The sequence below is a fragment of the Halodesulfovibrio oceani subsp. galateae genome (assembly GCF_055397225.1).
Map to the genome: position 1 here is coordinate 98,507 of NZ_AP042453.1, position 19,025 is coordinate 117,531.

The 19,025-nt window shown below is 44.2% G+C and carries 15 protein-coding genes; 7 read left to right on the forward strand and 8 right to left on the reverse strand.

The features are described 5' to 3' along the window. Positions 1–498: 498 nt before the first annotated feature. On the reverse strand, positions 499–1,848 hold the full coding sequence (locus tag ACZ5V1_RS00420) for a sigma-54-dependent transcriptional regulator (protein ID WP_464390099.1): 1,350 nt from the start codon (positions 1,846–1,848) through the stop codon (positions 499–501). 146 nt (positions 1,849–1,994) lie between these two features. On the opposite strand from ACZ5V1_RS00420, the gene ACZ5V1_RS00425 reads away from it, so the two are divergent. Further along, a complete protein-coding gene (locus ACZ5V1_RS00425; RefSeq protein ID WP_464390100.1) occupies positions 1,995–2,858 on the forward strand; it encodes a mechanosensitive ion channel family protein in 864 nt (287 codons plus the stop codon). A 72-nt stretch (positions 2,859–2,930) separates the two neighbouring features. Here ACZ5V1_RS00425 and ACZ5V1_RS00430 read toward each other — a convergent pair whose 3' ends face one another. Then, a complete protein-coding gene (locus tag ACZ5V1_RS00430; protein ID WP_464390101.1) occupies positions 2,931–3,785 on the reverse strand; it encodes a hypothetical protein in 855 nt (284 codons plus the stop codon). 467 nt (positions 3,786–4,252) lie between these two features. Between ACZ5V1_RS00430 and ACZ5V1_RS00435 the strand changes: the two genes are divergently transcribed. The 4 genes from ACZ5V1_RS00435 to ACZ5V1_RS00450 all read left to right on the forward strand — a co-directional run bounded on the left by ACZ5V1_RS00435 (position 4,253) and on the right by ACZ5V1_RS00450 (position 10,433). Next, the gene (locus tag ACZ5V1_RS00435) at positions 4,253–5,989 is read left to right on the forward strand and encodes a YeiH family protein (protein ID WP_464390102.1); all 1,737 of its coding nucleotides are present in this window, start codon (positions 4,253–4,255) and stop codon (positions 5,987–5,989) included. Positions 5,990–6,088: 99 nt separating this feature from the next. Next, positions 6,089–6,355 (forward strand): hypothetical protein, encoded by a 267-nt coding sequence (locus ACZ5V1_RS00440; protein WP_464390103.1) that lies wholly within the window; start codon positions 6,089–6,091, stop codon positions 6,353–6,355. 236 nt (positions 6,356–6,591) lie between these two features. Then, on the forward strand, positions 6,592–9,015 hold the full coding sequence (locus ACZ5V1_RS00445) for a c-type heme family protein (RefSeq protein WP_464390104.1): 2,424 nt from the start codon (positions 6,592–6,594) through the stop codon (positions 9,013–9,015). Between the two features lie 2 nt (positions 9,016–9,017). Next, positions 9,018–10,433 carry a sigma-54-dependent transcriptional regulator gene (locus ACZ5V1_RS00450; RefSeq protein ID WP_464390105.1) on the forward strand — a complete coding sequence of 472 codons (1,416 nt, stop codon included), beginning with the start codon at positions 9,018–9,020 and terminating at the stop codon, positions 10,431–10,433. Between the two features lie 291 nt (positions 10,434–10,724). Here the strand turns inward: ACZ5V1_RS00450 and ACZ5V1_RS00455 are convergent, their stop codons facing one another. Next, a complete protein-coding gene (locus tag ACZ5V1_RS00455) occupies positions 10,725–11,102 on the reverse strand; it encodes a ferredoxin-thioredoxin reductase catalytic domain-containing protein (protein WP_464390106.1) in 378 nt (125 codons plus the stop codon). Positions 11,103–11,724: 622 nt separating this feature from the next. On the opposite strand from ACZ5V1_RS00455, the gene ACZ5V1_RS00460 reads away from it, so the two are divergent. Together ACZ5V1_RS00460 and ACZ5V1_RS00465 are read left to right on the forward strand one after the other, a co-directional pair. Further along, positions 11,725–12,321: a GDSL-type esterase/lipase family protein gene (locus ACZ5V1_RS00460; protein ID WP_464390107.1), complete on the forward strand. Its 597-nt coding sequence runs from the start codon at positions 11,725–11,727 to the stop codon at positions 12,319–12,321. Between the two features lie 2,440 nt (positions 12,322–14,761). After that, positions 14,762–15,532, forward strand: coding sequence for a C-GCAxxG-C-C family protein (locus ACZ5V1_RS00465; protein WP_464390108.1), 771 nt, complete (start codon positions 14,762–14,764; stop codon positions 15,530–15,532). 341 nt (positions 15,533–15,873) lie between these two features. On the opposite strand, the gene ACZ5V1_RS00470 is transcribed toward ACZ5V1_RS00465, so the two are convergent. The 5 genes from ACZ5V1_RS00470 to ACZ5V1_RS00490 all read right to left on the reverse strand — a co-directional run bounded on the left by ACZ5V1_RS00470 (position 15,874) and on the right by ACZ5V1_RS00490 (position 19,019). Further along, entirely contained in the window at positions 15,874–16,443 is a 570-nt protein-coding gene (locus ACZ5V1_RS00470; protein WP_160715448.1) for a 4Fe-4S dicluster domain-containing protein, read from the reverse strand. Beyond that, complete coding sequence (gene hypA, locus ACZ5V1_RS00475; protein WP_464390109.1) at positions 16,433–16,798, reverse strand: hydrogenase maturation nickel metallochaperone HypA; 366 nt, start codon at positions 16,796–16,798, stop codon at positions 16,433–16,435. Before hypA ends, ACZ5V1_RS00470 begins: the two co-directional genes overlap by 11 nt. Positions 16,799–16,887: 89 nt before the next feature. Beyond that, positions 16,888–17,973, reverse strand: a complete 1,086-nt coding sequence (locus tag ACZ5V1_RS00480; protein WP_464390110.1) for a hydrogenase large subunit — start codon at positions 17,971–17,973, stop codon at positions 16,888–16,890. A 1-nt stretch (position 17,974) separates the two neighbouring features. Continuing rightward, positions 17,975–18,502, reverse strand: coding sequence for an NADH-quinone oxidoreductase subunit C (locus tag ACZ5V1_RS00485; RefSeq protein ID WP_464390111.1), 528 nt, complete (start codon positions 18,500–18,502; stop codon positions 17,975–17,977). After that, positions 18,495–19,019: a 4Fe-4S dicluster domain-containing protein gene (locus tag ACZ5V1_RS00490; protein WP_464390112.1), complete on the reverse strand. Its 525-nt coding sequence runs from the start codon at positions 19,017–19,019 to the stop codon at positions 18,495–18,497. Before ACZ5V1_RS00490 ends, ACZ5V1_RS00485 begins: the two co-directional genes overlap by 8 nt. Positions 19,020–19,025: the final 6 nt, after the last annotated feature.

The following is a 19,025-nucleotide window of genomic DNA, read 5'->3' on the forward strand; positions in this document are numbered from 1 at the left end:
GAAAAGTGTTGTGGTGGCACGGTTATATACGCATAAATCGTATTTGGAAATCAAAAAAGGCTCCATGACGCGCTGACGTCATGAAGCCTTTTCTGTTCCAGTGCCGAATGATGGATGGTGGTGGAAGAGGAGGTGGGTCCTCCGTGCGACACTGAAACTTAGTGAGAGGAGCACTATGTGTGGATCAACGTATCTCGGTTGCCGACGATTTACGTTTCTGTATAGACAAATTGGAGGAGGTCCAACTGAGCCTAGTTACTGTTCACTTTACTATATCCAAATGCCGTGCCAAAACGAATCAAATCTATAAACATTTGAATTAACAGTGTTTAAAATATTTGATAATAGAATAGTTAAAAAATAAAAGCGTTGCACTATGCAACGCTTTGAATTTAGTGAATTGAAAACCACTGTCATTTAGGGGAATGCGGGTGTTTGTTGCATAATGCAACGTGTTGCAAAGTGCAACGGGCAGGATAAGAAAGTAATTGATTGATTTTACAAAGAATACTTTTTTAATTTACGCCAGAGTGTTGCGCGGTCAATTCCAAGAATTTTAGCCGCTGTTGCCTTGTTACCTTCGACGCTGTTCAGCACCTGTGTAATGTGCTCTTGTTCAACGTCTGCAAGGGTTCTCTGGGTATTGCCGATGTGAGCTTTTCTACGTTTTTTACTGCCTGTAGAAAATTCTTGAGGAAGGTGATTTAAATGAATCGTTCCGCTGTCGCAAAGCACAACTGCGCGCTCAATGATGTTTTCCAGCTCCCGTACGTTTCCTGGATAGGAGTGACGCATGAGTGCGAGCATGGCATCTTCTGAAAGTCCTGTGACTTCTTTACCGAAAGTTGTGCAGTATTTTTCCATGAAGAAGTTGCAGAACAGCGGAATATCGTCAGGGCGTTCGCGCAGTGCTGGAAGGCGCAGGGTAAAGACGTTCAGGCGGTAGAAGAGATCCTGTCTGAATCGGTCTGTTTCCACCAATTTTTCGAGATCACGGTGCGTTGCAGCGATAACCCGAACGTTAATAGATATGTCTGATGTTCCACCAACTCGGGTGATTGTGCGTTCTTGAAGAACACGCAAAAGCTGAACCTGCATATTAAAAGGCATCTCACCAATCTCATCAAGAAGAAGCGTGCCGTTGTTTGCAGCTTCGAATATGCCTTCTTTGGTAGATTGCGCGCCGGTGAAGGCACCTTTTTCGTGCCCGAAAAGTTCGTTAGCAAGCAGTTCTGCACTAAACACACCGGCGTTGATGGCATAAAAGCGCTTTTGACCGCGTGAGCTAAGCTTATGGATCATTTTTGCGACCATCTCTTTACCTGTACCGGTTTCTCCTTGGATAAGGACAGTACAGTCGAGTGGAGCGATGCGGGCAATCTCTTTTTTAAGCTCCTGCATAGGAGCACTTTTGCCGATGAGTGTCGGCATTGTCTGCTGTTTTTTCAGAATCTGACGAAGTTCGTTTACTTCTGATTGCAGGAGGCTTTTTTCCATTGCCTTCTCGATGATAACTAGAAGGTCAGCTGGATTTTCCGGCAGGGATAAAAAGTGGAACGCACCCATTTGCATTGCACGCACTGCTGCATCAACACGTGCGGAACGGGAAACCAGAATGACTTCTGTTTCGGGCGTGTTTACTTTGATGGATTTCAGCAAGTTTTGTTTTTGTGCGTGGTGATCTTCCAATCCGGCAATGACTACCGCAAAGTGATCTTTTGCAAGAGTTGCACGTGTTTCATGGTGGTTATGAACATGAATCACGTCATAGCCTGCAACTTTCAGAATTTCTGGAAGAGCTGCAAGGGAGCCGTTGTCTTTATCTACTACTAAAATATTGCGTCGCATATGTAATGAAAAATAGTGGAGAGTGGCTAAGAGGTCAATGGCTATGTACTACAAGGAAAGAAGTTGCGCATGTTGTTCTGTAACGCTAATATGATCTTATGGTTAAAGAGATACTCTTATATTTACAGGGGCTCCCCTTAGCGACAATGTTGACAGCACTTTTCGGAGTGCTAACCCTTTTGTGGGCAAAAAAGAAAATTGATAATACTGAGTCACAGCGGCAGCAGCGAATTTCTGCTCAGGACAAGTTTTTAGCAAAAAACACAGACTCACCTCAAGACCGTCCCAACAGGCGGGCACGTAAGAAGGCGCTGGAATCGATTGAAAATCGTTTCACCATTATTCGCCGCATTTCTTTGTTTTCCTTGATTATTCTTTGGGTTATCGCTTTAATTTTTCCGTATATTGGAAATATCCCGGCAACATATATATCTATTTTTGCTGCATCCATCGGTGTGGTTGTAGGTATTATGGCTCGCCCGCTTATTGAAAATACCATCGCGGGAATAGTCATTTCCTTCTCACAGCCTTTTCGGGTGAATGACACAGTCATTGTGGACGGGCATTACGGCACGATCGAAGATATTACTACGATTCACACGGTGCTAAAGCTTTGGAACTGGAAGCGGGTAATTTTTCCTAACAGTATGATGCTCTCACAGAAGGTGATCAACTATACGAAAACGGATTTGTTCCAGTGGGTAAACATTGAATTTGTTGTCTCGTATGACTGTAATCTGGATCATGTGGAACGGCTTGTTAAGCGTGAAGTGGTGAACTGTAATCATTTTGCAGATTACGAAGATCCACGTTTTTGGGTAATCGGTATGGAAGAGCGAAGCTTCAAATGCTGGGTAGTTGCATGGGCTGACAATCCACCTGCTGCATGGGAGCTTGGGCACGAGATACGATCAAAAATTATTAAGGTGTTCCATAAGAACAATATTAATGCTTCTAAAGTTGAATTCAATTTCTCTCCGGAAGCAATAGATCCTCCGAAAATGAAATAATCTTTTTAGCTTTCACTTTCGTAGGACGCATAAAGAATAAAAAAAGAGCTGCCATATTGGCAGCTCTTTTTTTTAGAAGGTCGTAATCTTAATTGTATTTTCGCTTGATGGAGACTGCATTAACAGACTCATGAAGAGAGCCTGAATCGGCATGCTTTTGCCATCCGGTGTGCTGTATGATGCTGAAAGCTGTTTAGAACCTGAAATAAAGCTCTGTAAGTCTGCCTGATAATCGACAGCAGGAACTTTTTTTAATTCTTTTTCAATAGTTGGAATTGTTTCTTCTTTCACATTATTAGCAGCTAAGAATTTGGCAACACCGCCATCATTTTTGAATGTAAGTTTGATTGATTTCAGACCGATGCCACGTGCAAGTGCTCCCTGATCAATTTCTTTCTTTTCAACCATCAGTTGATAGAACTCTGGGCTGAATTCGAGCGAAAGGTTCGAAGTCACGCTGCCAAGTTCAGGTACTTGAATGGTAGCAACGCTATCTGCATTTGTACCCTCAAGAGTTGAACTGCCGGCAATGTTTAGCTCCAGATAATCAGATCCATATCTTGCGGCTGAAGGAGCAACGAGCGGGAGCTTCATGCTGGTGCAGGTAAAGCTCGTTTTACCCTGATTTATATCCATAGAAAGAAGCGTAGTAAGGGAAGGGGATTTAGACAGGGTGATGTCTTTAATAGTGACAGTTTGTTTTGTGTTAGTTGAACCTTTTTCACGTATCACAAGGTCACTATAGTTAATGGATAAAAGCCCAGCATCTATTTTGCTGCAAGTTACTTCAAGATCTTGTTTGTTCAAATCTTCAAGCATTTCAACTGCAAGTTCTTTATTTTTTTTGATGAGTATAAATGAGCCGATGAGGGCTACTGCGACAATGCCGGCAAGAGCGATAGAAAGTATTTTACGTTTAGGAGTCATTGTATTCCGCCTGATAAAGTCGAATGGTTAAAGTTGTATTTGTGAGTGATTACTTGTTTGCTGATAGTGGGAAAATATACATCTGTCTATGTATAAGGATCAGTTGTCGTGAAACACTGTCGGTTTTTGTGCATTTCAGTACAAGTGTAAACTACGCATACTTTGGGAAAAAACACTCATGTTATGGTGCAAAGTTTTGTTAGCATAACGTAACTAGCTAAAATTTAAGCATTGTCTTTCTGTTTCGTAAAAAAGATTTGTTTTAAGCATGTAAACTCAGGTATGCATATTTAAGGTTTAAATGGTGTGTTTTGTCATGCTTGATCTCTAATCGTTTGAAATATTGATATAATTTAATTGTGAAAAAAATGGCATCCTCTTTGCTAGTTGTCTACCAAACCTACGGGTTTTATTCGTGGGGTGTTTATGATGACTGTCGTGCCAACTTGCAAAGGAGGAAATGCATAATGGCTGAAGAAAAAAATATCGTGGTTGATGAGGGGAAATCAAGTATCTCCGATCTGTGGCTTAAAGAAGATTACTGGGCGATTTGGCTTGGTGCTCTTATTCTGCTCATCGGTAGCTTTATCTACTTCGGTAACGCACCGGAAGGTCTTGATAAGAAGATTGCAACCGCAAACTCCGTAATGCAGGAGCAGGCAGAGTACGCACCGTTTAAGACCGTTGCTTACTATGATGCTCAGGACAGCAAAGGTAAGCTTAAAGCTACCAGCTCTTCTGTTGGTAAAAGCATCAAATCTTGGACTAGCAAGCCTAAGAAATGGACTTCCAACCCGCTTGACGCTTTCTACATGGATCAGGCCGGTGCTGATGCTTTGAACGCAAAATACAAGCCTAAGTACGATGCTGCCGCAGCTAACACTAAAGCTACTAAAATGGCTGCTCTTGCTGCGCAGGAAATTGCTGCACAGGCTTCCTTTGCAAATGCTTCTTTCAACGACGAAGCAATTTCTAAAATTGCTTCATGGCGTAAAGCTCGTCAGGCTTCCAAAAAAGCTAAAAAGAAAATTAAACATAAGCCTTACAACTTGTTCCCGTCTCTGCTCGGACTTTGCCTTGCTATGGCAGTATTGTTCGCCGCGGGTATCAAAGTTATGGGTAAAGATGCAGGCGGATTCCTCAAAGGTTTCTTCGCAGTATTCGCTGTCGGCGTAATTGCGTACCTCATGGGCTATCAGTCTACTATGAAACATTACGGTATCGGTTACGCTGCTTGGGCTATCGCTATCGGTATGCTTATAGCAAACACCATCGGTACACCTAAGTGGATTAAACCTGCTCTTCAGGTTGAATACTTTATTAAAACCGGTCTCGTACTTCTCGGTGCTGAAGTTCTCTTCAGTAAAGTTATCGCGATTGGTGTTCCAGGTATCTTCGTAGCTTGGGTTGTTACCCCTGTTGTTCTGATCTCTACATTTATCTTTGGTCAGAAAGTAATTAAGATGCCGTCTAAGTCTCTTAACATGGTAATTTCTGCTGACATGTCCGTATGTGGTACATCCGCTGCGATTGCTACCGCTGCTGCTTGTCGTGCGAAAAAAGAAGAACTTACACTTTCAATTGGTCTTTCCCTCGTGTTTACTTCCATTATGATGATCGTGATGCCTGCAGTTATTAAAGCTACTGCAATGCCACACGTTCTCGGTGGTGCATGGATGGGTGGTACCATTGACGCAACTGGTGCTGTAGCTGCTGCTGGCGCATTCCTTTCTGAGAAAGCTATGTTCGTTGCTGCTACAATTAAAATGATTCAGAACGTACTGATCGGTGTAACAGCATTTGGTGTAGCGGTATTCTGGTGCACTAAAGTTGAATGCGAAGCAGGCAAGAAAGTAAGCTGGATGGAAATCTGGCACCGCTTCCCTAAATTCGTAATCGGTTTTGTTATCGCTTCAGTTATCTTCTCAACCATCTACACCAGCCTTGGTTCCGACGCAGGTTTTGCAATGGTTGACCACGGTGTAATCCGCGGCTTCTCTAAAATCTTCCGCGGTTGGTTCTTCTGCCTCAGCTTCGCAGCAATTGGTCTTGCTACCAACTTCCGCGAACTTGCAGGCTACTTTAAAGGCGGCAAACCACTTATCCTGTACGTTTGCGGTCAGTCACTCAACCTTATGCTGACACTCACAATGGCATACCTCATGTTCTACGTGGTATTCCCTGAGATTACAGCTAAGATCTAAATGCATACTTGGTGGGAGAGGCAATAAGCCTCTCCCGCTTTTAAGCAAAACAAATTTTCACCCTCTCCGGTGCAATTACACCGCATAAGGAATGGGAACATGACAATTAATAAGACAAGCGCAGCTTACAGATGGACCAAGTTTATTGCCGGTCTCGCCATTTTCTGGTCATTCACATATGTTATTTGCCCAGCTATTACCGCAAGCTCTGAGAGTTTTACCACCATGGCAAAATTCATAGATGATAGCGGCATTGAAACAGGTGAGTTTTTCTACACAGATATCGAAGTTTGTGGCGAAGCCGATTTAGGCGCCCGTTCAACATTCGAGCACATGCCCCGCTCGATGACTGTAGTTGTAAAATAGAGTTTTTTTACTTGGCTTATTTTTTGTCTGAGACCCCGTAGTGCACACTCTACGGGGTCTTTATGTATTTTTAACAGGTTAGCGGAATGGGCAGAAATTGGCGTTATATTGAGTTGTAGCCCTATACATTCTGCGCTACGGTGCCCATTCGCACATGCCTGTATGCGTTGCTATGCGGGATAAAAAGACGCTGTACTGCTCAATTTCAGCGTCATAGTCTGGAGACACACATCTGTATGCTTTTTCGTAAACCATATTCTTTGCAAAAGCAGTTCTTAAGTGGACTTGCTGTGGCATCGCTTGTTCTCGGGGTAATATTTGCCATCGGTTTCTATATCCATATGCGAACAGTATTGGAGGATGAAGTTGAGGCTAAAGCGACTCTGACGTTTACACAGGTGGATGCTGTGCAGAACTACGTGCGAAAAGTGCTGCGCCCTAAGATGTATGAAATGATCCCCGGTACGTTCATTATTGAGGCTATGAGCTCTTCGTATATTTCTCGTAGTGTCATGGAGCGTTTTAAAGGGGAAGAGGGCTATTTGTACCGCCGTGTTGCTATTAATTCCCGTAATCCGGAGTTTGAAGCAAACACGCTGGAACGTGGCTTTGTGGAATATTTCCGTGAGCATCCAAAGGATGCGCTTTGGAAGGGCTATAAGGATATAGCAGGGCAGCGGTATTATGTGATGGCGCGTCCGGTGACCTATGTTGAAAGCTGTATGCGTTGCCATGGCGATATTAATGACGCCCCAGTGGAAGTTGTTCAGCAGTACGGTGAACGCGGCTTCAATAAAGAAGTAGATTCCATCGGCGGTGTAGACTTGGTGGGCATTAATGTCATGGCAAGTCTTGGCCAGTTGCAAAAGACAATTATCGGCTACTTTGCTTTCTTTGTTGTGGGCGCGATTGTGTTTTTCTCCACTACAAACGTGCTGTTTAAAGTGCTGGTTGTGGATAATATTAAACGAATTTCCTCAGTGTTCCGTACGAATCTCGAAGAGACTGGCGGCACTGAATTACTCGACAGTATGGCAGAGAAGGATGAGATTGAAGAGCTTGAATCAGGGCTGCTTGAATTAAACAATCACTTGTTCTCTGCTCGTGCTCAGTTGAAGGAGTACGCAGAAAACCTGCGTGCAATGGTTGATGAGCGTACACAGGAACTGACGCATGAAGCATTGGAGCGTCGTGCTGACGTTGCGCTGTTCATTACCATGCTGTCTCTCATGCAGAAGAGTCGTTCCCGTGGTGAGTTACTGAATCTTTCCATGCCGGAAATCGGCAATCGATTCTACGCAACAACTGTTACCTATATTTGTACTTTTGCTTCAAATAATAGCTACTCATGGCCTAGTGGTGCGGAAGCACAAAAGCTTCCTGAAGACTGGCTGCATGTCATTACTGAAAGCGGCATTAAGTTTGAAGATAACCGTATCATTATTTCTGTAGAATCCAGTGCAGGCAACGCAGAAGGTGTGTTGATTCTGTATTGGGATGATCCTCAATATGTGTCACGACAAGATCATGGCTTGATGCGTGCTCTCGGCAGGCAGCTTGGTGCAGCAGGGGAAAACCTTGTGGCGCTGGATAACATGATGCGTCAGATGCAGACTCTGCAAACTATTGTTGAAGGTATTACAGACCCTCTCGTATTAATGGATGCTTCCTGTAACGTCCTTACGGCGAATCAGGCTGCGTGTAATCTTTCGGCAGAATTTAGTGCTGGTCGTGATGTCAGCGGTAATATTCTTTCTATGTTGTCCGATTACAATGCTACGGACGGCTGCTCTATGCAGCTTGCACTTTCCCGCAAGGTTCCGTTTGTAGATGAAGTAGTTGTGGATGACAGTCGTACGTTTGCAATGGGCATTTACCCTGTCATTCAGGGGAACACTCGTCCTGATCGTGTTGTTGTACATGTGCGCGAGACCACGCGTGAAAAGCGTATGCTTGCCCAGATGCAGCAGCATGAAAAGCTGGCGACTATCGGTAAGCTTGCGGCAGGCCTTGCGCATGAGATTAACAACCCGCTGGGAGTTATTCTTTGCTACGCAGAGCTGCTGAAAGATGATGCAGATGGTGCACAGCAGAATCAGGATATCGACATCATTCTTCGTCATACTCGACATGCCCAGCGTATTTTGCGTGATTTGCTCGATTTTGCCCGTCCGAAAGTGAGCCATAAGGGCACCTCGGATACAGCGTTTGTTGTACAGAATATTACAGAGGTTTTTTCTGTTCAGGCAGCCGCAAAGAAAGTAGAACTCACTGCATCAGTTTCAACTGAGAACGCTTTCGCCGCAATCGGTGAGCAGGAGTTGGAACAGGTTCTTTCAAACCTCGTGCTGAACGCACTTGATGCTGTGGAAGAGAACAAGGGACACATTCATTTGAGTGTCGTTTTGAATGATGATGTCGTTGTGATGAGTATTGAAGATAACGGTGAAGGTATTTCACCGGAAAACATGCATAGAATTTTTGATCCATTCTTTACAACAAAGGGACCCGGTTCCGGTACAGGATTAGGGCTAGCCATTGTGTATGGCATGGTCACTGACCTTGGCGGTAAGGTTGAAGCTACTTCAAGCACAAATCTTGGCGGGGCACAATTTGTTGTTCAGCTTCCGGTTGCTACTTCATGCAACCTTGGGGAATAGTCGTGGAACAAGCTATTGTAAAACAGACCATTTTGCTCGTTGATGACGAGCAGGATTTCGCACGTGGGTTACAGCGTCTTATTGTACGCAAATTTCCTGATCTTGAGGTGCTGCTTGCTCATACGGGTGAAGCGGCTCTAGAGACTCTGAACTCTACGCACGTAGATATTATGCTCACAGATATGCTTATGCCGGGAATGACCGGTATGGAGCTGCTTCCGCTCGCACTGGAGCAGCGTCCTGATCTTTCAATGGTGATGCTTACTGCGCATGGAACTATTGAAACTGCTGTTCAGGCTGTGAAGCATGGTGCGTATGACTTTTTGACTAAGCCGGTTGAGCCTGCTGAATTATTCAGGGTTGTGGCAAAAAGTCAGGAACGCGCGACACTCATGAATGAGAACAGACAGTTGAAAGAACAGGTACGTTCTTTCAGCGCCTCCGGTGAGCTTATCGGCGAATCGCAGGCCATGCAGCAGCTCAAGCTTTCTATTCAGGCTGTAGCGCATTCAGACTACACAGTTCTTGTTCGTGGTGAATCCGGCACCGGTAAAGAAATGGTTGCACGGATGATCCATCAGTTGAGTACTCGTATTGAGAAGAATTTTTTAAGCGTGAATTGTCCGGCTATTCCGGAGCAGTTGCTTGAAAGTGAGCTTTTTGGTCACGTGAAGGGTGCCTTTACAGGCGCAGATAAGGATCATAAGGGGCTTTTTGCCACAACTGATGGTGGAACTCTGCATCTGGATGAAATCGGCGATATATCCTTTCAGGTGCAAACAAAGCTGCTTCGTGTTTTGCAGGAAGGTGAAGTGCGTCCTGTGGGGGCAAATTCTAACGAGCAGGTTAATGTTCGCGTGGTTGCTTCAACAAATCAGGAATTGGAAAAGCGGATTCAGGACAAGGCATTTCGAGAAGATTTGTATTACCGCCTGAACGTTCTTACCATTACCATCCCGCCTTTGCGTGATCGTGTGACGGATATTCCGTTGCTGACACATCACTTCTTGCGTCAGTCCTGTAAAGAAATGGGATTGCCTGAAAAAAGTATCGCGCCGGAAGTGCTCACGTATCTTTCTACCAAGCAGTGGCAGGGGAACGTGCGTGAGTTGCAGAACTATGTGCGCCGCCTGACAGTTTTCTGTTCCGGTGATTCCGTAGATATGAGCGTGGTGCGTCTTGTTGATAACGGAACACTGACTGCTGTTGTTACAACTGAGAGTGGTGCCGCAGGTATTACACAGTACAAGGATGCGAAGAACAAGGTTATTGATGATTTTACACAAGCGTATGTGTCAGACCTGCTCAAAAGTACCACGGGCAATATTTCAGAAGCTGCACGAGTTTCCGGCTTGTCCCGAGTGGCACTTCAGAAAATTTTAGCGCGTCTTAATATGGATGCGGCAAGTTTTAGGTAAAAGTTCCTTGCAACGCGGGCAACCTTGTTGCAAAAGGAGCGTAGATTTTACGGCAGCATCGTCTGCCGCTAATCATATGGTTTGCAGGCTTCCATCGTTGTGATGGGAGCCTCTTTTTTTTGGTATTTGAATCGCTAAAAAATTAATGAATATTTTTAGAATATTGTACTCGTTTCAAAATGGGGACGAAACTTGAAAAGGCACGTGCGATAAGAACTTATGTGATTAAAATGAAAATCCTCGGCAGCTAAATGGCTACCGAGGATTTTTGAAATCATACAAAAGAAAAATTTATTTTGGCGCGTTGTATTTTTCCGGTGCAGGGTCTTTGGTCACACCGTAGGTAGCAAGACCTTCGTGACCTTCCGGAAGGTGTTCTGTCACTGGCATACCGTCTTCGTTAACGAAGAGCATACAGTGGCAGTATTTGTATTTTTTCATGTCTTCACATGGGCACAGCCATGTGCGGGATTTAATTTCTTCTGTTTTGTCCGGATAAAAACGGCACGGACAGAGAGGTTTACCCAGTGTTTCAATGTTGCTTGCAAGGCCAGTTACTACCGCATCGGTAACTTCAGCCATGGAGTGGGTGGTAAGCCCTGTTTTTGTGCAATATTTTGCAACATAGTTGCGTACACGTTTGATATGTTCTTCTGTTGGTTCGGTCATTTTTGGTGTCCTGAAAAAGTATTTGGCGGGATGTAATCCCGATGAATTTGGTAAGTATTTTGTGGTGCGCTGTCAAGGGGGGAGCGATGTAGGAACCCATTTGAATTCCAAGAATATTTGATGATGTTCCGTAAAAAATTAAATCCTATTTTAAAGCTAAGGTGCGATGCTTATTAAAAGTTAAATACCTTCTTATAGAGTAGGATTTGCATCGCAGAAAGCATGCAAAAAAAAGTACAGATATAGTTGCAGGTGATGTTTTTTTACATCTTGAGTAGCACTGGCGTGTTCCACTGTGTTACTCTTGAATCAAGGTGTGAATCCCAATGTTTTGTATAAAACAAATGTAGTGCGACTACAGAAGATAGAAAAAAATTGATATTGAAATCCAGTACCTAGACATTTGATCGGGAATAGCGTTAAGTACACTATCGGATAGTCCCCACTGCGTTATAGCCGTGCCCACCATCTGGATATGGTGCATACATACTATTGGCTTTTTCCAATAATAGCAGTCTACAGGGGAAAAGCTTCTCTGTACGCCTATGGTAATACGTGCTGATAGGCTGTTACGTGAGCACGACTTTAATTTTTTCGAAGTAGGATTGGAACAGGAGAGAGTATGAAAACATTTTTCTTTTTTGGCGATTCCCTAACTCTCGGTGTGAACGATCCGTCATTGCGTGGGTGGATTGGTCAGTTAAGCTTGGTATCCGGCGTTCCGGTGCCTCCTGCTACCTTTTACAATATGGGGGCACGAAAGCATTCCAGTTTGGCTATCGCCAAGAGATGGAAGGCTGAAGTTGAAGCCAGACTTATTGCAGAAAGTAAGCCTCGTCTTTTGTTCACATTTGGTGTCGTTGATATGGCTACACCTGCCGGTCAGCAAAATCTTTCTATTGAAGAGTCTGTCGAAAACGCACGAACCATCCTTGTTGATGCAGTAGAAACCTACGGTAAAAAGAATATCGTTATGGTGAGCCCGTTTCCTGTTGTGAATCTGGAGCATTGCGCTCGTATTGGTGAGTTATCTGCTGCGTATTTTGATATGTGCGCAGATTATGACATTTCGTATGTAGATATATTTACGAAGCTGTCACAGCATGAACCGTACTTGAATAATTTGTCTGATGGTATTCATCCAAGTGAAGAAGGAAATGCTATTATCGCAAGCACTCTCCACAGCCATGAGCATATTGTACTGTGGATGAATAGCTAATATTTCGTAGGACGTTCGACGGGTGCTTCATATTGCCGTTAGGCAAGCCCGTATGTAATGTATTAAAAGGCTGTGCAATATGTGCGCAGCTTTTTTTTGTCATTAAAAATGGAGAGTGAGTTTGTTTTCATGGTTCTCAGGGCTGTTTTTATTGAATAAAATTATTCTATAAAAATTTTTCATGAAAAAGGTGAATTCTTTGAATTTTACTTCGGAAGCCCTCGAGCATAGATATTCATCAACGGAGGGAAACGACATGAAATACATTATGACTGCTTGGAAGAAATTAGAAAATGCTTTGGTAGACGCAACATTCGCTGAAGTTGGTTGCGGAACCTATTGTACTTGCTGCAACAAACGCTGCAGAAAGTAGAAAAAGCGCCTTAAGGCGCTTTTCTGCGTTTATGGGGTATAAGTTTTTTCGTAGAAGAAACAATCTCCTTCACTCGTCAGCGGCAGTTGTCCAAATTGTGTGCCCTCATATGAAGTTTCCTACAGATCATTCTGTGGGCTTTTTTTTTGGAATTTCTGGGTGCCGTTGAAGTTGTTTTGCTCTTGCAAGATTCCTTTTTTAAAGGAATACACACAGGTTATGCCAGTTTATTGAATGTTTTTGTCTCTAACATGTTGAAACAGAACACTATTCGGTAAACATAAAAAAAATTCATGAAAAAGGTGAATTCTTTGAATTTTACTTTGAAAGCCCTCAAGCATAGATATTCATCAACGGAGGAAAACGACATGAAATACATTATGACTGCTTGGAAGAAATTAGAAAATGCTTTGGTAGACGCAACATTCGCTGAAGTTGGTTGCGGAACCTATTGTACTTGCTGCAACAAACGCTGCAGAAAGTAGAAAAAGCGCCTTAAGGCGCTTTTCTGCGTTTATGGGGTATAAGTTTTTCGCAGAAGGAACCATCTCCTTCACTCGACAATGACAGTTGGCCAAATTGTGTACCCTCGTATGAAGTTTCCTACAGATCAATCTGTGGGATTTTTTTTTGGAATTTCTGGGTGCCGTTGAAGCTGTTTTGCTCTTGCAAGATTCTTTTTTAAAAGAATACACATAAATTATGCCAGTTCTCAGAGTATTTTTATCTCTAATTCGTTGATACAGAACAGTATTTGGTAAACATAAAAAAAATTCATGAAAAAGGTGAATTCTTTGAATTTTACTTTGAAAGCCCTCGAGCATAGATATTCATCAACGGAGGGAAACGACATGAAATACATTATGACTGCTTGGAAGAAATTAGAAAATGCTTTGGTAGACGCAACATTCGCTGAAGTTGGTTGCGGAACCTATTGTACTTGCTGCAACAAACGCTGCAGAAAGTAGAAAAAGCGCCTTAAGGCGCTTTTCTGCATTTATGGGGTATAAGTTTTTCGCAGAAGGAACCATCTCCTTCACTCGACAATGACAGTTGGCCAAAGTGTGTACCCTCGTATGAAGTTTCCTACAGATCATTCTGTGGGATTTTTTTGTTGCATGAGGGGGGACGTTGACGATTGTGAGTATTACTTTTGTCAAAAAAAGTATGACTATTTCTAAAAAGGCTTTTTTTGATGGCTGTAAGCCCTTTAATACCAAGGGTTTTAAAATATCATAAAAAAAAGTTATGGAATGGATGAATTCTTTGAATTTTACTTTCCGTTTGACGAGGCATAATTGTAGTTCAACGGAGGAAAAGAAAATGAAATACATTAAGAGTGCCTGGAGACGATTAGAGAATGCTTTGGTAGACGCGACTTTTGCGGAAGTTGGATGTTGTACCGTTTGTACTGGCTGTAACCGTTGCAGAAAGTAGAAAAAGCGCCACGAGGCGCTTTTCTTATTTTGTCTGAACAGCAAATCTGGAGAACGTGAAAAGTTTCACTATTGATATTTTTTCTGCTCTTACTCATCTTGCAAACATACATTGCATACTTGTCACCTGTAGAACAGTTTCTACAGGTTTTTTTGTGTCCAAGTATAGAACTACTAAAGTAGAAAATGAGAAGTACAGAGAAAAATTGTGTATGCAAAAGGTTTTTTGAAGAAAGTTTCAAGATGATCGTGAAGGGGGAGTTGGCTCTAATCCTTTGATACCAAGAGTAAAAAGGGTTTCATGAATTTTTTTCATGGAAAAGCTAAAAAGTTTGAATTTTACTTCGAAGACGGTCAGGCATAGTTACTTTCTCAACGGAGGGAAACGAGATGAAATACATTAAAAGTGCTTGGAAAAAATTAGAGAACGCTTTGGTAGACGCAACATTCGCTGAAGTTGGTTGTGGAACCATTTGTACTGGCTGCAGACGCTGCGGAAAGTAAAAAGTGCCGAAAGGCACTTTTTTTTTGCCTAATGAAAACAGTTCACGGGTTGCGCTTGACTTAGGCTGCTCTTGACGGGCACAAATTGGTGTCAAAGATAGCACTCGAAAATTAGGTAGGAGAGATGATGACACTTTCATCAGAGAATACAATGCAGGAAGTCGTAGCACCGACAGGGGGCGTTACGATTGTTGGCCGCAAGGCAAAGATTACACTGGAAACCACGTTTCCAGATAGTCCGGCATGGCAGCCGCACCCTGTTGATCCGGAAAAAGCAGAACGCATGGCATATGATGGTTGTATCGGGGGATACGGCTGTTGTTACGCTGCGTTCTATAGCATCATCGGGCAAATGGCTGAAAAGCACGGAGCACCATACAAAGACTTCCCGTTTCACGCTATGAAAGCAGGGCGCTCCGGCATAGGTGGATGGAAATCTACCTGCGGTGCACTCGTCGGTGCAGCGTTCGCCTACGGTCTATTTTACGAGAAGAAAGAGCATAACGAACTCGTACGCGAACTCTTCCACTGGCACGACACAACTGCGCTGCCAGTCTATCGTCCGAAAACAAACTGCAAGCTGGATGTAGACATTCCAAGCAGCATCAGTGGGTCAGTATTATGTACTGCATCCAAAGCTCGCTGGGCATATGCATCAGGGTTTCCAATTAAATCCAAAGAATGTTCAGAACGCTGCGCACGCCTCACAGCAGATGTCGCACGCAAAGCCATAGAAATTTTACACGCTAAAATGGACGGAACCTTTGTCGCAACCGCTGACAAGAATGCCGGCATGAAGTGTGATGACTGCGATAACTGTGAATCTTCTTTTAAAGAGGAAGCTGCATCAGTGATTATCGTAAAGCAGCCAGAATTCCGATCTGTTAAAGCTAGTTAATATCTTGCAGTTCATGCGGTTGTTTTGAGCGGGTTTTGTGTTTGCCTCTGGCAGGTCTGCGACGCTTTTTTGTCTCCGACGGCTGGGCTGAAACTTTTTGAAAAAAGTTTCCCCCAGACCCCCATCCAAAACTTTTATTATGAGTTGCCAAGTTGTTACAGGGGAACGTGTTGGTAGTCCTTGCTCTCGATTAGGGGGCGATTCGTAGGTGGTTTTGGGGATGGTTGCAAGGCTGCTAGTTAGTGCTGAATCGTATGCTGTAGGATTAAAAATTTGTGTATAAAAAAGGGCGTACCCAATTGGGTACGCCCTTTTCTTACATTTACGGTACTAGCTAGTTGCTAGTTAACAGGCTGAGCTTCTCCGCTGGTAGCAGCGATGCAGCAGCGTGCAGCTTCTTCAGCTTTCTGAGCCTGATATTCGTGGATTTCCACGAACTTGATTGCGCCAAACTTACATGCGCTAGCACATGCAGTGAGTTCTTCGCCATTCTTTGCGCGCCATTCGGAGCACTGGTCACATTTAATAGCAACCTTGCGGGATGTTGGAACAGCGTCACCGATGATTGGTTCGTTATGAGCAACGTTAATAGCGCCGAACGGACAAACCATTACACACATTTTACAACCAACGCAGAGCTGCTGGCGAACTCGAACCATGCCAGGTTCACGAACGAGCGCTGCCGTAGGACAAACACGTGCACATGGTGCATTGTGGCACTGATGGCACTGTACAGGAACTTTAGCTTTCTCAATTTTGCACACTTTGATGCGGCTTAAGTGAGTAGCTTTGTTCTTAATGATTTCCTTACGGGTGAGGTTCGTGTGTGCTTCTACACATGCGATTTCACATTTTTTACAGCCTTTGCATTTTTCAGCATCAACAACTAATGCGTACTCTTTAGTTTCCATAAGAATCATCCTTATTAACAGGTTCCACTTCGAGACTTTTTACTTGTAATTCTCGGCCGGTAACCATTGTGAGATTTATATTTGAACATCGTGGACATGTATCCCCGATGCGTTTTTCAAACGTGTAGTGACACTCGCTGCATTTCCAGCTTGCCGGAACGTCAATGAATGTCAGCTGTACACCTTTAAGAGGCGTGTTTTCTGTGCAGACTTCAAAACAACCCTCTAGGGTGTGTTTTTCTATGCAAGTATGCTGACCAATTTCTATGCGAATTTCGCGCACGATCACGTCTTTACCCTTAACGGTCTCGTTGACAATGGTGATCATACTTTGCGTAATAGCTAATTCATGCATCAGATTTTTCCCTCTTACTCTACATAACCCCGCTGTTGCCCCTTCATCTACAGGCGGCAAACAAACAGAATACCCTTAAAAATCAATCGCTAGCGCTCTGTACAAGAGAGGCAAGGATCGATGCTGTTTACGATAAGCGCAATATCCGCAACTTTCGCTTTATCCAGCATTACGCGAAGACCTTCCCAGTTTACATAGGTCGGTACGCGCCATTTCAAGCGTTCAGGGTACATGGTGCCGTTGGTACGCATGTAGTAGATAAGTTCTCCACGTGGTGCTTCGGAACGAGCCACAGCCTGCCCGGCAGGGATATCTGGAAGTGGATCGCAGCAGATAGGCCCTTTAGGCATCTGATCGAGACACTGTTCGATAAGGCTGATGGATTCGAAAATTTCACCAAGGCGTACAAGGGCACGGGAACGAACGTCGCAGCCATCGCCAAGAACAACATTGAAGTTAAGCATGTCGTAAGCAGCGTACGGGCTTTCTTTACGAACATCGTTATCGATGCCGGAGCCACGAGCTACTGGACCGCCAAGGCCGTATTCAATGGCAGCTTCCGGAGGAAGGATACCTACGCCCTGTGTGCGTGCTTTAACCTGCGGATGAGTTGCATACATGTGTCTGAACTCTTCAATAGGTTTTTTCAATTCTTCAAGAGTCTTGCGAAGGTACGCTACAAGCTCGTCATCAAGATCGTACTTGGCGCCACCAATTGTGTTGGCGGAGATGTCCATGCGGTTGCCCCAGATGGACTCTTTAAGATCCTGCATGGTTTCACGAACTTCCATGGCATGCATGAAAAGTGTGTTGAAACCGATAACGTGCAGGCCGATACCCACGTTGAACATGTGAGAAGCAATACGTTTTACTTCGTCTGCAATGACGCGAAGGTACTGACCGCGTTCAGGAACCTGAATTTGTGCGATGTTCTCAAGCGACATGCAGTATGTCAGCGGGTGGTTGTTGGAGCAGAGTGAACATACGCGCTCTGTGAGCACGATGTTCTGGAAAAAGTTTCTTTCAAGCGCAAGGCTTTCCATACCGCGGTGAGCGTGTCCTGCGAACATTTCGATGGACTGAACAACTTCACCTTTAACGTCTACCTGAAAGTACATTGGCTCTTCGAGCGCAACGTGCAGTGGACCAACCGGAATAGTGTAAGTTTTAGACATGCTAGCTCTCCTCTCCTTTCTCACCCATAATTTTTTCCCACAGTGAGTTGGTGGACGCACTGTTGGTCATGGTGGAAAGAGGAACAAGTCGTTCCATTGCTTCGGACTGTACAGTCTCGTGCAGGAACAAAGGACGCGGGTTAGGGTGGTTGCGTACGGTAATACCGTAGCTTTCCGCCATTTCGCGTTCAGTCCAGTCAGCAGACTTATGCCATTGAGTAATGGAAGGCACAGTCGGCTCAACACCGGTAGGTAACACGGTAACAGTGACAGACATACCTTTCATGACAAAGTGGTAGCACACTTCATGGAAGGCTTTTTTGTCTTCTGCTTTAGCGTTACATGCGGAAATGGTTACAAGACGCCCCTCAGGCAGAATTTTTTCTGCAAACAGAGGAAGGTCTTCAACTTCGTTAAGAGTAACCCAGGCGAACTGGTTCTCTTTAAGGTCGGCAGTCCAGCTAAGTTCTGCACCCTTTGGCATTGTATCAACGAGGTTAATAACTCGCTGTTTCATTGTATTAATCATGGATATGAGCTCCAAACTGTTGAGCGGCTTTCTGTCGTCTGCATTCAGGACAAAGACTGTAGATGTTTTCGAGTTCTTCGGTTGGTGTACCGTAGATGTGGTCAAGCATTGCATGCGGCATATTCGGCATGGTCTGATCACACTCAGGACAACGAGCATATGCAATAAACTCGTGTATTTTCATCTTGTATTTGTCTTCGTTGCGATGCGCGGTTGACCAGTCGTTGGTCAGGCTAATCGCGTCAGTCGGACAGTAATGCTGGCACAGCCCGCAAAAAGTGCAGGTGTTATGCCATACGTAAAAGTCTTTACCGGAGCCGTCTTCACGTTCCACATGTTTGATTGCGTTACCTGCACAAACAGTTGCACAGACACCGCAGCCAACACAGGAATCAGGGTCAACAGTGACCTTGCCGCGAAGGCGGGCTGGGGTGAAGGTTTCACCGAACGGAAACGGGTCGGTGGAAGGGCCTTGCCTCAGGTTGTTCCAAAGAACTTTAAAGATACTAAGCACCATTACCCC